Raw genomic sequence first — 15,171 nt, 5'->3', positions numbered from 1 at the left:
TCCGTTCTTTTCTCTATTATAACAAAGCGTGGTTATGATTCGGCGTCTATAAATAAGAAAAAGCTGTTGAGAAATGACTTTCTCAACAGCCTGACGAACCGAAAGGTTCGTTTTTTTGTTCGTCACGCTAGTAATTCTAAAAGCTCATGTTTTCATTGGTGATCCGTAGCACTGAGTGAAAATCGACGTTCTAGATTTGATTCAGAACATCAAACGAACAAATATTAAATATTTTTAGAAATTAAGCAGGAATATGCAATCTTGATGTGGAAAAATATTCCCCAGAGCCAAAATAAAAACGCTCACAACATGAAGATGTGAAGAGTTAGTGAAGGTGGTGAAAGGATGGAAGTAACAGACGTAAGACTTCGTAGGGTCAATACAGCTGGTCGGATGCGTGCCATTGCATCGATTACCTTTGATCAGGAATTTGTTGTACATGATATTCGTGTTATCGACGGCAACAACGGGTTGTTCGTGGCAATGCCAAGCAAGCGTACCCCTGATGGAGAATTTAGAGACATCGCCCACCCAATTTCTTCCCGTACACGCGAGAAGATCCAAACAGCAGTGTTGGATGAATACGAGCGTCAAGGACAATATGAAAATGTTGAGTATGAAGAAGCGGGTGCTTCTTAATCATGAAGGCTCTGCACAACGATGTGCAGGGTCTTTTTTCGTGATTGAAAAACCCCTCGAGATAAGATATATTCATACAAGATCATAAGTCATTACTAAAGTGCAGACGTCTGTACTTTTTGGATAATTAATTCAATCGGAGGTCTTTGAATGAGTAACCGATACGCAATTATTCTTGCTGCTGGGCAAGGTACACGTATGAAGTCAAAACTGCCTAAAGTTTTACACCAAGTTTGTGGGAAGCCAATGATTTCACATGTCTTAGAACAAGTGCAATCGGCTGGTTTTGAAGAGTCGACTGTCGTCATCGGTCATCAAGGTGAAGAAGTCAAAGAAACGCTAGGAGATCGTTGTCAGTTTGTTTGGCAGCATGAACAGCTCGGAACCGGTCATGCTGTGAAACAAGCAGCACCCCATTTAGCCGATCGTTCAGGAACGACGCTAGTCATTAGTGCAGATACGCCAATGATTTCTGCTGAGACGATGAAAGCGCTGAGTGATTATCACGAAGATCGCGGGGCGAAAGTAACGGTACTTACAGCGCGCGTAGATGACGCAACTGGGCTCGGAAGAATTATCCGTGATCCTGAAAGTGGCGATGTCTTACGTATTGTTGAACATAAAGATGCAACACTAAAAGAGCGTGGAATTTCTGAGATTAACACAGCGACGTATTGTTTTGATAACGAAGCTTTATTTGCTGCTTTAGAAAAAGTCACGAATGAAAATGCACAAAACGAATACTACCTTCCTGACGTATTAGAAATCTTAAAGAATGAAGGCGAACGGGTTGCAGCGTTTGAAACCCATGATGGCGCAGAAGCAATGGGTGTTAATGATCGTTTAGCGCTCTCGCAGGCGGAGCAAGTCATGCGAAAGCGGATTAATGAACATTGGATGAAGCAAGGCGTCACGTTTATTGCGCCTGATCAGACGTATGTTTCGGCAGATGCAGAGTTACACCCAGATACGATCCTCCACCCTGGTACGGTTATTCGTGGAAAATCAATTGTTCACGAAGGAAGTGAAATCGGACCAAACTCAGAGATTGAAGATAGTACAATTGGTTCTTATTCAACGATTAAACAATCGGTCGTTACAAAGAGTACAGTCGGTCGAGACGTCAACATCGGTCCTTTTGCACATGTTCGTCCAGAATCAACAATTCATGATGAAGCAAAGCTCGGCAACTTCGTTGAGGTGAAGAAATCGACCATTGGCAAAGGGTCAAAAGCTAACCATTTAAGTTATTTAGGTGATGCGAATATTGGGGAAAACGTCAATGTTGGTTGCGGTTCAATTACCGTGAATTATGATGGGAAAGAAAAGCACTTAACGACGATTGAAGATGGTGCCTTTATTGGCTGTAATGCGAACCTTGTCGCACCTGTTACGATCGGCAAAGGCGCATTTGTAGCTGCCGGTTCGACCATTACAGATGATGTGCCAGATGATTCTTTAGCGCTTGCAAGAGCGAGACAAACGAATAAAACGGGCTATATGAACAAAAACGATAAAAAATAACCTTTAGGAGGTTCGTTCAATGAGCTATGTTGACTCGACATTAAAGATATTCACATTGAACTCAAATCCTGCACTTGCTGAGGAGATTGCTTCTCACATCGGTGTAGAAATGGGAAAGAGTTCTGTTAAACGATTTAGCGATGGAGAAGTACAAATCAACATTGAAGAGAGTATTCGTGGAGATGATGTCTACTTAATTCAATCAACATCTGAACCCGCAAATGAGCATTTGATGGAGCTATTAATTATGATCGATGCTTGTAAACGTGCCTCTGCAAAAACGATTAACGTGGTTATTCCCTACTACGGCTATGCAAGACAAGATCGTAAGGCACGCTCAAGAGAGCCAATTACAGCAAAGCTCGTAGCAAATCTTCTGGAGACGGCGGGCGTGACTCGTGTATTAACGTTTGATTTGCATGCGTCACAAATCCAGGGTTTCTTCGATATTCCAGTTGACCAACTACTCGGATCAAGAATTCTGTCCTCTTACTTCCTAGAGAAGAACCTAGAAGATCTCGTGATCGTGTCTCCAGATCACGGTGGCGTTGTACGGGCAAGAAGAATGGCTGACCTAATGGATGCACCGATTGCAATCATTGATAAGCGTCGACCTCGTCCAAATGAAGCTGAAGTCATGAACATTGTTGGTCATATTGAGAACAAGACGGCAATTATTATTGATGACATCATTGATACAGCAGGTACGCTTCAACTTGCAGGCGATGCCCTCATGAAACACGGTGCAAAAGAAGTGTATGCATGTGCCACTCACCCTGTATTATCAGGACCTGCAATTTCTAGACTAGAAGACTCGCAAATTAAAGAAGTCGTCGTTACGAATACGATTGCGTTACCTGAGGAGAAGAAGATTCAAAAGCTCGTTCAACTGTCAGTTGGCTCGTTAATGGCAGATGCAATTATTCGAGTCCATGAGCAAACATCAGTGAGTACGTTGTTTTAAGGAAAAGGGGCATCATTTGCATGAGGGTTTAAATCATGCTAGCATATAGCCTTAGAGGGTGAGTTTATCGTACGTACAAACGTTAACAGGATGCATGAGCAGTAATGTACGTGAAAATAATCGATGAGGTGACTATAGACAATGGCTAAATTACAAGCACATTCTAGAAATGACTTACGACGTTCAGTAACACGTAAGCTAAGAGTTGACGGGTTTGTTCCAGCTGTTCTTTACGGAAAGAAAACCGAGAGTACTGCGGTTTCTGTACCAAGCATCGAATTTATGAAGACATTGCGTGAAGCAGGACGTAACGGTATTATTGATCTTTTTGTCGATGGCGATGGTAAGAAGCATCAAGTAATGGTACACGATCTACAAAATGATATTCTCAAAGGGAACACAACACACATTGATTTCTTTGAAGTCGATATGAAGTCAGAGCTCGATGCAGATGTTGCCGTTAACCTTGTTGGAGATGCACCAGGTGAAGCAGAAGGTGGCGTACTTTCTCATATGCTTTACACGATTTCCGTTCGTGCACTACCAACAGAAATTCCAGAATCAATTGAAGTTGATATCTCTCAATTAGGTATTGGTGATTCAATTTCAGTTTCAGACTTGAAATCAGGAAAGAACTTTGAATTCAACAACGATGATGAAGAAACGGTTGTTGCAGTTCTTGCCCCAACTCTTGAAGACGAAGGCACTGAAGAAGAAGCTTCGGACGAGCCTGAACTTGTAGAGAACGATGAGGCTTCTGATGAAGGGTCTGACGATAGCGAACAATAATGAAAAGCGAATGAAGGACAAGGCATAGCCCCTCGGTTATGCCTTTTTTCGCAGTTTAAGTAAATGAACTGAAAGGAAGTTACATCCTTGAAGGTAATTGTAGGCCTAGGTAATCCTGGGAGAAAATATACGAAAACGAGACATAATGTTGGCTTTATGGCGATCGATGATCTAGCAAAGAGCTGGGGCGAAAAGCTAAAAAAGCATACTAACTTTAGGGCTGAATATACTGAAGTGATTCGTGATGGCGAGAAGTTAATTCTGTTAAAACCGCTTACATTCATGAACCTATCTGGAGAGTCCGTTCGAGCGGTTGCTAATTACTACGATCTTGATTCAGAAGACATTCTTGTCGTCTATGATGACCTTGATTTACCGGCAGGTACTGTAAAATATCGTAAATCTGGTGGTCATGGCGGTCATAATGGAATCCGTTCTCTAATTGATCAATTAGGGACGAAACAGTTTAACCGAGCAAGAATTGGCATTGATCGTCCGCCAGAAGGAAAAGCTGTTGTCGATTACGTCCTATCGAAATTTGATAAACGGGAAATGGACGCCATTCAAGATGCGCGTGAAAATGTTGTACGTGCATGTGAAACTTGGGTTCACGATGATTTTGATCGCGTCATGAATCAACACAATTAAGAGGTATAGCGCTCTCCTTACTCGTTGAAACTAATAGAAAGAAAGTGAGGAGAGTATATGGTCGTTTATTATCATTGCAAGCAGTGCAACGCAGAACTGGGTACAGTCTCATCTCGTGAGGCAATGGATTATGATTTAGGTTTTTCGGTACTCAATCAAGAAGAGAAGAAAGAAGTGCTAGAGACCGATGAACAAGGGAACTTACACGTACATGCGCTATGTGATACGTGCTATGAGATGAGTCAATCTTCACCGCACGTTCATGAACAAGACCATTGGTATCATTAAGATGAACAAGGACATGAACGAGTGACATATAAATGGAGAATAGTTTGAATCATTAGGGGAGGATCGGCTTCATGAAAGCGATCGAGCATAAGCTCTTAAATAATCAGCAAATCCAAAGCATTAAAGATGGTTTGGAGAAAGGATTAAAAGAGCAACTTTTAACGGGGTTGAGCGGATCGGCTAAGACATTATTATTGTCTGGCCTTTATGAGTTGGGGCATAAGCCGCAAGTTCTTGTTACGTACAATTTATTGCAGGCTCAAAAATGGCAGGAAGATTTAAGTGATCTCATTGGTGAGGATCACGTATATCTTTATCCGGTGAATGAATTGATCTCTTCAGAAATCGCTGTAGCGAGTCCAGAAATGAGATCTCAGCGCATTGAGGTTATGAATGCGCTTTTTGCTGATTTCAAAGGAATTATTATTATCCCAATCGCAGGATTACGTCGCTTGCTGCCGCCGAAAGAACGATGGGAAAAAAGTCAATATGAGTTGCATATTGGTCAAGATTTAGATGTTGAGGCGTTTTTAGCTCAGCTTCAAGCAATGGGGTACGTACGTGCAGACCTTGCGTCCACACCGGGTGAATTTAGTGTACGTGGTGGAATTATAGATATTTATCCTTTAACTGAAGAACATCCGTTACGGATTGATTTATTTGATACTGAAATTGATTCGATGCGTTATTTCAATGCAGAAGACCAACGTTCTCTTGAAGCAATTGAGCACATTACAATTGGACCAGCTGAAGAGACAATCTTAACTGAGTCTGAATGGCAACGAGCTTCTGAAAATCTCACAGAACAAATGCAAAGCAGCCTCAAAAAAGTAAACGACGAAGAAACACGGGATAAGCTCGAGAAATCGTTATCGTTTGAACTTGACCAAATTAACGAAAGAATTCGTTTCCAAGGATTATACAAGTATATTTCGTATATGTATGAAACGCCTGCAACATTGCTTGATTATTTACCGAGCGAAACGAAAATTTTCGTAGACGAAATTAGTCGGGTGCAAGAAACAGCCGTTCGCTTGGACCGAGAAGAGTCAGATTGGCACATGACGATGCTTGAACAAGGGGAAGCTCCCCATGACTTACGTTTATCAAAGCATTATGAAGATATTATTAAGTCAATCGACCAATCTGTCATTTATTTCTCGATCTTCTTACGTGGCGTACCCGGTGTTCAGCCTGCAAATGTTGAAAGTATCAATTGCAAGGCGATGCAACAATTCCACGGTCAAATGCCTGTGTTGCAAAATGAGGTGGAGCGCTGGTCGAAAGCAAACTTCACTATCGTCTTTATTGCTTCAGATGACGATCGTGTAAAGCGTCTAAAGGGGATTCTTCAAGATTATGACATCGAAGCAACTCCAGTTTCTCGGGATGAATCTCTTGACCAAGGTAAGGCATACATTGTACAGGGAGACTTGCACAATGGCTTTGAGCTGCCGTTTGAGCATCTTGCTGTCATTACAGAGCGTGAAACGTTCACGAAAAAAGTAACAAAAGCTAGACGTCGACAGAAGTTATCGAACGCTGAGCGAATCAAAAGTTACTCTGAACTTAATGTCGGTGATTTAGTCGTTCATGTTAGTCATGGGATCGGTAAATACCTCGGTGTTGAAACGTTGTCTGTAAACAATATGAATCAAGATTACGTTCATATTTCTTATGCGGGAAATGACAAGTTGTACGTTCCTGTAGAGCAAATTGACCAAATTCAAAAGTATGTTGGTTCTGAAGATAAAGACCCGAAGATCTACAAGTTGGGTGGTCAAGACTGGAAGAAAGTTAAACGGAAAGTACAGTCGTCTGTAGAAGACATTGCTGACGATTTAATCAAGCTTTATGCAGAACGTGAAAGTTCGAAAGGACATGCGTTCTCAGAAGATAGCGCGGAGCAGCGAGAGTTTGAGAGCTCATTCCCTTATCAAGAAACGGAAGATCAAGTAAAAGCGATCGAAGAGATTAAAGAGGATATGGAGAAAGAGCGTCCGATGGACCGCCTACTATGTGGTGACGTAGGGTACGGGAAGACAGAAGTAGCAATCCGTGCAGCGTTCAAGGCCATTATGTCAGGCAAACAAGTCGCACTTCTCGTTCCGACAACAATCCTTGCACAGCAACATTATGATACATTCTTGGAGCGTTTTGGCGATTACCCAATCAACGTCGGTGTACTTAATCGCTTTAGAACACGTAAAGAAATCAATGAAAATGTCCGTTCCCTTGAGAACGGTGGCTTGGATATGGTCATTGGAACGCATCGTATTTTATCGAAAGACGTAAAGTTTAAAGACTTAGGGTTACTGATTGTCGATGAAGAGCAACGATTTGGCGTCACGCATAAGGAAAAAATTAAGCAATTGCGTTCGAACATTGATGTACTAACGTTAACTGCGACACCAATTCCGCGAACGCTTCACATGTCGATGCTCGGTGTACGGGATTTATCCCTTATTGAAACGCCACCAGAAAACCGTTTCCCTGTGCAGACGTATGTACTGGAATACAATTCCTCTCTCGTAAAAGAAGCAATTGAGCGTGAAATCAGTCGTGGTGGCCAAGTGTACTTCTTGTACAACCGTGTCGATCACATTGAGCAGATGGCAGAACAGATTTCGATGCTCGTACCAGATGCTGACGTCACCTATGCACACGGCCAAATGAATGAGCGTGAGTTAGAGTCAGTGATGATTGATTTCTTAGAAGGTCATAAAGATGTTCTCGTAACGACGACAATTATTGAAACGGGTGTAGATATTCCGAATGTAAATACACTCATCATTTACAATGCCGATCAAATGGGATTAAGTCAGCTGTACCAAATCCGGGGTCGAGTTGGACGTTCAAATCGTGTTGCATATGCATACTTTACGTATAAACGCGATAAAGTTCTAACTGAAGTGGCAGAAAAGCGTCTACAAGCGATTAAAGAGTTTACAGAGCTTGGCTCAGGATTTAAGATCGCAATGCGTGACTTATCCATTCGAGGCGCGGGGAACTTGCTTGGAGCTGAACAACACGGCTATATCGATAGCGTCGGCTTTGATATGTATTCACAAATGCTTAAAGATGCAATTGAACAGCGTAAGTATAAAGGAAGCACAAAAGAGCGTGAACTAAAAGCCGAAGACATTCCATTGGATATTAAAGTTGAAGCGTACATTCCTGAGACGTACATTCATGATCCAAAACAAAAGATTGAAATGTATAAGCGTTTCAAAGGGATCAATACGTTTGATGAGCTAACCGATCTACAAGATGAGATGATTGATCGATTTAGCGAATATCCAGATGAAGTGCGAGCGCTCTTCTCGATTGCAACGATCAAATTGTATAGTTTACAAGAAGGTGTTGCTTCAATTTCTGAATCAGGCGGTAAATGTACAATCTTGTTTACTGAAGAAGCATCGAATAACATCGATGGCGCTGAATTGTTCCGCCTAGTTAATGAGCTTGGTCGAGACGTTGGCGTTGGGACAGAGGGTAGTCAAATTAAGCTCAATATCCAAAAGAAACGCATGGGCTCTCTCGTTTATGTAACGTTACTTGAGAAGCTAATGTCAAGAATACCAGAAGTGAAAAAGAAAACCGCTTCCAAAACGGTATCTTAGTAAATGAAGCACTCTTTTATAATGGAGTGCTTCATTTTTTTTATGGAATTAACCCCTGTAATCTACGGGATCAGGATGTGTAAGGTAAACTTTTTTTATTATGGGTGAATAGTTCTTTTTTGGTTACGGATACTAAAAACAGTCATGAGAGAAGGAACATCATTGATTAGATAGTACATCGACATGAAAGTGAGGCACACCAATGAAAGCTACTGGTATTGTTCGTCGAATTGACGATCTAGGCAGAGTGGTCATCCCAAAAGAAATCAGACGTACGTTACGGATTCGTGAAGGAGACCCATTAGAAATTTTCGTAGACCGAGATGGCGAAGTCATTTTGAAGAAGTATTCACCAATCTCTGAGCTTGGGGACTTTGCAAAGGAGTATGCAGAAGCACTTTATGACAGTCTAGGGCATCCTATTCTTGTTGCAGATCGCGATTCATACATTGCTGTATCTGGTGGATCGAAAAAAGACTATGCAAACAAGAGTATTGGGGAAATTGTAGAGGATGCAATTAATACGCGAACGACGAAAGCGGAGTTTCAACACGGTGAGTATAACTTAGTAAGTGATCATCGTGATACGATGGAAGGTTATGTTGTCGCGCCAATTATTGCAAACGGTGATCCAATTGGAGCTGTTGTAATGATTTCAAAAGAAAAACCACCTGAAGAAAGCGTGGCACGAATGCTTATTGAAACAGCGGCAGGCTTCTTAGCAAGACAAATGGAACAATGATACCGAACTAATTTAAATTTATAAGCCGGTATCCCTTTACAGATTCCGGCTGTTCCTTTATCATTGTAAGTAACATATCGATTCACCCCAAATATCATAACCTACGGAAAGCAGGCCATTGTCATCGTGGTCTGCTTTTCTAACGTTAAAGAACCTTTTCCCGGTTTTTATAGATTTAAACGTAAACGATTAGAAAACGTCGCGAGATAATGGGGTCGAACAACGGATTCGAATGCATCGTCGATCGATTGAAGGATAGGTGAATGACATGTGTGCTGCAAAGATTGATAAGCCAATTCCATATTATCTCCAATTATATCGAGAGATCAAACAACGCATTTATGATCGCACGTACCGTGCTGGTGACAGAATTAATGAGAGTCAGCTCTCAAAAGAAATGGGCATTAGTCGTTCGCCGATTCGAGAAGCAATGCGATTGCTTGAGAAGGATGGTTTGCTTATTGCTGATGAAAAGCTTGGATTTGTCGTCTACTCGCTAACGGTAACCGACGTAGAGCACATTTATGAGCTTAGGATCGCCCTTGAAGTATTAGCAGTTGAATTGGCAGTTCAACACGCAAGTGAACAAGAATTAGAGGTTGTTTCAGATATTCTAGATGAAGTTGATCGACTGATTCGTGATAAAGCCGATGACGAACGCATTATTGATTGGAATCAAAAGTTCCACCAAGAAATCGCTCAATGTAGTCATAACCCATACTTAGCGAGACAACTCAGTACAATTGAGGCTTTAATCTTTTACTGTAGAGTCATGAACTTTGAAGGGCGTGGGCGTGCTACGCATATTCAAAATGAACATCGACAAATCTTTAAAGCCCTAAAAGAACGAGATGCGCAAACAGCAAGCGCTATGATGGAGAAACATCTCAAACATGATTTAGAACACTTACATGAAGTACTTACATCATAAATAAATCCCTCCAAATTTTTGGAGGGATTTATTTATTTTATTTTTGCCATTCTTGTTTAAAAGCTCTAAACCAAAGAAAGCTAGCCAAAACGATGAGCAGTGCTGAGATCAAGTAGATAAACATTAAATGCAAATGGTCCGCAGCAAAGCCAACGAGCAAGGAGCCTAGTGCAAACCCGAACATGGCAACAGTACCTTCTGCAGCATAGACGTAAGGAAGAACGTTTACGTCGATTCGCTCTTGATACAGCGTCTGTGAAGCGACGGCCTCTAGCTGTAAAAAGAACCCGAGACAAGCAATGATAAGAAGCGCAATAAAGGGCTCAACGGTTAACGCAAACAGTATTGTAAACAATGCAGTGCCAACCAACCCTACAAAAACCGTCTTTGATTGGTTTTGTTGAATAAGGGAATGATGCGTTCTCAACACGAGACTCGCAAGGAGCAACCCAATTAACAGGCTTGCATTCAAAAACCCCCACCAGCCTTCACTCACCATAAGAACTTGTTCAACAAAAAGGTACGTGATTGCTGCAATCCATACGACACTTGCGAATGACGTGAGAAATGACGCCAATACAGCATGCAATAGCCAGCGAGACGAGACCATTACCGAGAAGCCGCGGCGCATCTCTGTGTGCCAGCTCTTTGGTTCGCCGTCGTTCGCGAACGTCTTGTTCACTCGTTGATGTAAAAAGGTGCAGGAAGCGGCGGTGAACACGGCGTTAAGCACAACGAGTAGGAATAAAAAAGGTGCATGAACATAGGCAAGCAATAACCCTCCTAGCGCCCAGCAAATAAATTCAACACCTTCGCTAACGAGACTGATCGTACTGTTCGCACGGACGCGCTTTTCTTTGTCAACGATTCTCGGTACAAGCGCTTGGCTGCTCGGGTCGAACCAAGCGTCCATCATCGATACAAAAAAAACAATAATATAGGCTAAAAACAATAAATCATAGAATATGCATGCAAAGACGAGCACAAGAAGTAAGACTTTTGTTCTCGTAGCGAATATAAGGATTGTCGTTAAATAGAAACGAGCAAACAGTAACGGAGCGATAAGATTTGCACCGAATCGGGCCAAAGTAATCGTAACTGGGATAAAGCTCATGAATAAAGCTGATGCAGTTTCTATATAAATTACGTGCATGAGAGCTACGATAAACAGTACAAATCCCGATTGATGACAAGCTCTGCCCACGACTAAAAAAACAAAATTCCAATGCACGAAAACGTAAGCCTCCTTTTCTTATCAGTTATTTACTGAAGAAAAGGAGTGATTCACATTGGATAACCCCCTTCATTGAATTCTGAATGGTCGGGTGGTTGTTTTACATTGGAAACACCCTAAGTTTTTTATTTATTCAGATTATATCGGAGTGTTCGAAAGAACACAATAAACCCATCTATACAAAAGTACAGATGGGCCATAAACTCGGACTTAATATCCTGCTTCTTCTTCGTTGATTGAAACTTCACTGAGGTCATAAATGCCTGTAGCTAGGTGGTTAAATCCTTCTACAGAGTCAGCAATGCCGGTGATGTAGTCATTATGAACAGTAAAGATCATAGGAGCCTCTTCAATAATGATTTGCTCTGCTTGTGCATAAAGGTCTGCACGAGCATCATTATCAGATTCGCTACGAGCTTCTGTTAATAATGCGTCGACTTCTTCGTTATCGTAAAATGTTGAGTTTCCTTGAGAACCATGATTTCCAGAATAGAAATTAGGATGTAAAGCATAGTCTGCATCAGCTGTTACCGTAGACCATCCAAGAACGAACATTTCTGTATTCCCTTGATCAGTGGCATCTAAAAATGCTCCCCACTCCATCATTTCAATTGAAAGATCTACTCCAACTTCTTGAAGGTAGTCTTGAGCAACTTCTGCAATGTGAATACGTGTAGGGTTTGCATCGTTTGTAAGAATCGATGCAGAGAAGCCATCTTCGTAACCCGCTTCTGCTAATAATTCTTTCGCACCTTCTGGATCGTATTCAATTCCTTGTGTATCTTCGCTATATCCGAATGTGTACTCACTTAATGGACCTGATGCAACTGAACCAAACCCACCATAAAGGCCTTCAAGAAGCACTTCTGAATCAATAGCCATTGCGATGGCACGACGAACATCAGGGTCATCAAAAGGCTCAACATCTGTGTTAAAGCCGATGTATTCAAACCCAAGTTGTTCTTGTGTAAGAAGACTTGCGTTTTGCATGTCGTCAACAATGCCTGAATTCGCGGATTCTACTTGATCAATAAAATGCACTTCACCTTGGTCAAGCATCCCGATACGCGTGCTTTGTTCAGGAACAACACGCATTGTTACTTGTGATACTTGAGCTTCTTCGCCCCAATAATTTTCATTTTTGCTTAAACGAATTTCATTACCTTGAACCCACTCGTCAAGTTCAAAAGAACCTGTACCTGCTGCATGAACACTTAAAAGTGCATCCCCACTTTCATCTGCATCAATGGCCGCTGGGCTAATAATCGCTGCTGCACTATGAGCAAGATGTGCATCAAGCGGTGCAAATGGTTCACTCGTTGTAAATTCTACTGTATACTCGTCAATTGCTGTAATTTCTTCCACTAATTCAAACATGTTTGCACGAGGTTTCGCGTTGTCTGGATCTAATAGACGCTCGAAGTTCTTAACGACTGCATCTGCATTCAACTCTTCACCATCATGGAACGTAACGCCTTCACGAATTTGGAATTCCCACGTTAAATCGTCAACCATTTCATACGATTCTGCAAGTACAGGTTGAAGTTCCATGTTACTGTCGTGCTCTAGCAAGTTTTCATAAATGTTTGTCGAAACTTGAGATGATGGAACATCTGTTGTTTCTTGAGGATCCAAAGAAACAATGTCTGAAGAGAGCGCTAACACAAATTGGTCTCCTCCAGCACTACCTGTTGATGTACCTCCGTCGCTTCCTTCTTCAACTGCACCAGGATCTGATGAACAACCTGCAAGAAGTACTGTGGCTCCTGCAAAGCCAGCGACATAACGTTTTAAGTTAGCCAAAACTCATTCCCCCATTAATAAATGATGTGTAAAGCTTCTAGATTGTAGAGGTATTGCCTATGATATAATAACATAGACAAGCAAGAGAAACGAGGAGTTGTCTTTGGTGAATTTACCAACAATTTGTGTATTTGGCTTAGGGGCGGGGACGCTCGACCAAATGACACTTTCAACGTATAAACGATTAAAAAATTCAAATAAATTGTATGTAAGAACGAAAGCACACCCGGTGATGGAGGAATTGGAGCTAGAAGGACTAACGATCCACCCATTTGATGATGTGTATGAGGTCCATGATACGTTCCAACCGGTATACGAAGCCATTGTTGAGCGTTTAGTTAGCGAAGCATCTAGTCAAGATGAACCGGTTTTATATGCTGTGCCAGGTCATCCACTTGTTGCTGAAGAAACCGTTCAACGATTACTAGAAAAGGAACGACAAGGTGTTATTCAGCTTCAAATTGAGGGCGGACAAAGCTTTCTTGATCCGGTTTTTACAGCATTACGAATGGATCCTAGTGAAGGTTTTCAGCTTCTTGATGCGACAAGCTTTACTAGCTCAGACTGGTCATTGAACCAACATTTGATTTTGACCCAAGTGTACGATTTCTTTACAGCCTCTAACGTAAAACTTTCGTTAATGGAGCAGTTGCCAGATGATTATCGTGTAAGGATCGTAAAAGAAGCCGGTGGAGCTGGGGAATCGGTTGTAGAAATGCCTCTATATGAATTGGACCGGGCGTTTCAAGAAACATCGAACTTAGCTGTCGTCTACGTACCACCGGTGCGCGAAGAAATGCTAACACGTCATACGTTTCGTCGTCTACGAGAAGTGATTCACGTATTGCGAAGCCCTGACGGGTGTCCGTGGGATCGTAAACAGACACATCAATCGCTCAAAAAATACTTGCTAGAAGAAGCGTATGAAGTATTAGAAGCGATCGACGAAGACGATGATGATCATCTTATTGAGGAGCTTGGGGACGTGTTGTTGCAAGTCATGCTTCATAGCCAAATTGGTGAAGATGAAGGGTACTTTACGATTGATGATGTGATTAAGACACTTACAGATAAGATGATTCGTAGACATCCACACGTCTTCTCAACAGCTACGGCTGAAACGAGCGAGGACGTCGTTACGAATTGGGACGAAATTAAAAAGCAAGAAAAGCAAGGCAAAGAAAACGATCAATCAGAGCTGACAGGAATTCCGAAATCGATGCCTGCTCTAATGGTTTCTTATGAATTGCAAAAGAAAGCTGCAAAAGTAGGGTTCAGCTGGGAAACAGCAGCGCCGATGTGGCAAAAGCTCGAAGAAGAAATTTGGGAGTGGAAAGAAGCGATTAGCGAACAACACGATGAATCAGACATCAAGAAAGAATTAGGTGATGTGTTGTTTATTGTCGTTAACCTTGCTCGGTTTTATCGATTACAACCTGAAGAAGCCTTGCAGATGACGAATACGAAATTTAAAAAGCGGTTTATGCACATCGAAAAGCGTTTATTAGAACAAGGACAAACGATGAATGACGTATCGCTAGAAGCGATGGACCGCTTTTGGGACGAGGCAAAACAATTGGAGAGAGAAAGTGAGGGTGAATAAGTGAGAATCGATAAATTTCTAAAGGTATCACGCATTATAAAAAGGCGTACTGTAGCGAAGGAAGTTGCAGGTGCAGGCCGTATTACGGTAAATGGTCATGCTGCTAAGGCTGGAACTGAAGTGAATCCAGGAGATGAAGTGTCCATTCGTTTCGGAAAAAAGACACTTCGTGTGAAGATCGAATCAGTTAACAGTGCGGCTCAAAAGAATGAAGCCGCACTGATGTATACGACAATTGAAGAAGTCTATCACGATGATTGATAAACGTGTATTTTAAAGAAGCCCTATAAGGTAGTGACCCCAAAAAGTTAGAGTTTGTTAAACAGCTGATTGGCTGGTTGATGTTCGATATTGAATCGGACTTTGACCAGCCAGTTTTAGTT

Annotated in this window: 13 protein-coding genes; 11 read left to right on the top strand and 2 right to left on the bottom strand. The window is 41.8% G+C overall.

The features are described from left to right. Positions 1-345: 345 nt before the first annotated feature. The 9 genes from spoVG to JOD17_RS20885 all read left to right on the top strand — a co-directional run bounded on the left by spoVG (position 346) and on the right by JOD17_RS20885 (position 10,148). Complete coding sequence (gene spoVG / locus JOD17_RS20925) at positions 346-639, top strand: septation regulator SpoVG (protein ID WP_042420629.1); 294 nt, start codon at positions 346-348, stop codon at positions 637-639. A gap of 150 nt (positions 640-789) precedes the next feature. Then, positions 790-2,163 carry a bifunctional UDP-N-acetylglucosamine diphosphorylase/glucosamine-1-phosphate N-acetyltransferase GlmU gene (gene glmU, locus JOD17_RS20920; RefSeq protein WP_204699866.1) on the top strand — a complete coding sequence of 458 codons (1,374 nt, stop codon included), beginning with the start codon at positions 790-792 and terminating at the stop codon, positions 2,161-2,163. Positions 2,164-2,182: 19 nt separating this feature from the next. Next, entirely contained in the window at positions 2,183-3,127 is a 945-nt protein-coding gene (locus JOD17_RS20915) for a ribose-phosphate diphosphokinase (RefSeq protein ID WP_204699865.1), read from the top strand. Positions 3,128-3,268: 141 nt separating this feature from the next. Beyond that, on the top strand, positions 3,269-3,916 hold the full coding sequence (locus JOD17_RS20910; protein WP_204699864.1) for a 50S ribosomal protein L25/general stress protein Ctc: 648 nt from the start codon (positions 3,269-3,271) through the stop codon (positions 3,914-3,916). A gap of 87 nt (positions 3,917-4,003) precedes the next feature. Next, positions 4,004-4,564: an aminoacyl-tRNA hydrolase gene (gene pth / locus JOD17_RS20905; protein ID WP_204699863.1), complete on the top strand. Its 561-nt coding sequence runs from the start codon at positions 4,004-4,006 to the stop codon at positions 4,562-4,564. A gap of 57 nt (positions 4,565-4,621) precedes the next feature. After that, positions 4,622-4,852, top strand: a complete 231-nt coding sequence (locus JOD17_RS20900) for an anti-sigma-F factor Fin (RefSeq protein WP_204699862.1) — start codon at positions 4,622-4,624, stop codon at positions 4,850-4,852. Between the two features lie 71 nt (positions 4,853-4,923). Beyond that, complete coding sequence (gene mfd, locus JOD17_RS20895) at positions 4,924-8,475, top strand: transcription-repair coupling factor (protein ID WP_204699861.1); 3,552 nt, start codon at positions 4,924-4,926, stop codon at positions 8,473-8,475. A 202-nt stretch (positions 8,476-8,677) separates the two neighbouring features. Continuing rightward, complete coding sequence (gene spoVT, locus JOD17_RS20890) at positions 8,678-9,217, top strand: stage V sporulation protein T (protein WP_042420641.1); 540 nt, start codon at positions 8,678-8,680, stop codon at positions 9,215-9,217. A gap of 268 nt (positions 9,218-9,485) precedes the next feature. After that, positions 9,486-10,148, top strand: coding sequence for a GntR family transcriptional regulator (locus JOD17_RS20885; protein ID WP_204699860.1), 663 nt, complete (start codon positions 9,486-9,488; stop codon positions 10,146-10,148). 37 nt (positions 10,149-10,185) lie between these two features. Here the strand turns inward: JOD17_RS20885 and JOD17_RS20880 are convergent, their stop codons facing one another. Both JOD17_RS20880 and JOD17_RS20875 read right to left on the bottom strand, forming a co-directional pair. Continuing rightward, entirely contained in the window at positions 10,186-11,379 is a 1,194-nt protein-coding gene (locus JOD17_RS20880; RefSeq protein ID WP_204699859.1) for an MFS transporter, read from the bottom strand. Between the two features lie 213 nt (positions 11,380-11,592). Next, positions 11,593-13,185, bottom strand: a complete 1,593-nt coding sequence (locus JOD17_RS20875) for a glutathione ABC transporter substrate-binding protein (protein WP_204699858.1) — start codon at positions 13,183-13,185, stop codon at positions 11,593-11,595. Positions 13,186-13,291: 106 nt separating this feature from the next. On the opposite strand from JOD17_RS20875, the gene yabN reads away from it, so the two are divergent. Beyond that, entirely contained in the window at positions 13,292-14,788 is a 1,497-nt protein-coding gene (yabN, locus tag JOD17_RS20870; RefSeq protein WP_338028845.1) for a bifunctional methyltransferase/pyrophosphohydrolase YabN, read from the top strand. Beyond that, on the top strand, positions 14,789-15,049 hold the full coding sequence (locus JOD17_RS20865) for an RNA-binding S4 domain-containing protein (protein ID WP_042360990.1): 261 nt from the start codon (positions 14,789-14,791) through the stop codon (positions 15,047-15,049). Positions 15,050-15,171: the final 122 nt, after the last annotated feature.

It is taken from the genome of Geomicrobium sediminis, assembly GCF_016908595.1.
GTDB classification, from domain to species: Bacteria; Bacillota; Bacilli; order Bacillales; family Marinococcaceae; genus Geomicrobium_A; species Geomicrobium_A sediminis.
Note: the sequence above shows the minus strand (reverse complement) of the source record. Positions and strands in the feature narration are given on the sequence as shown.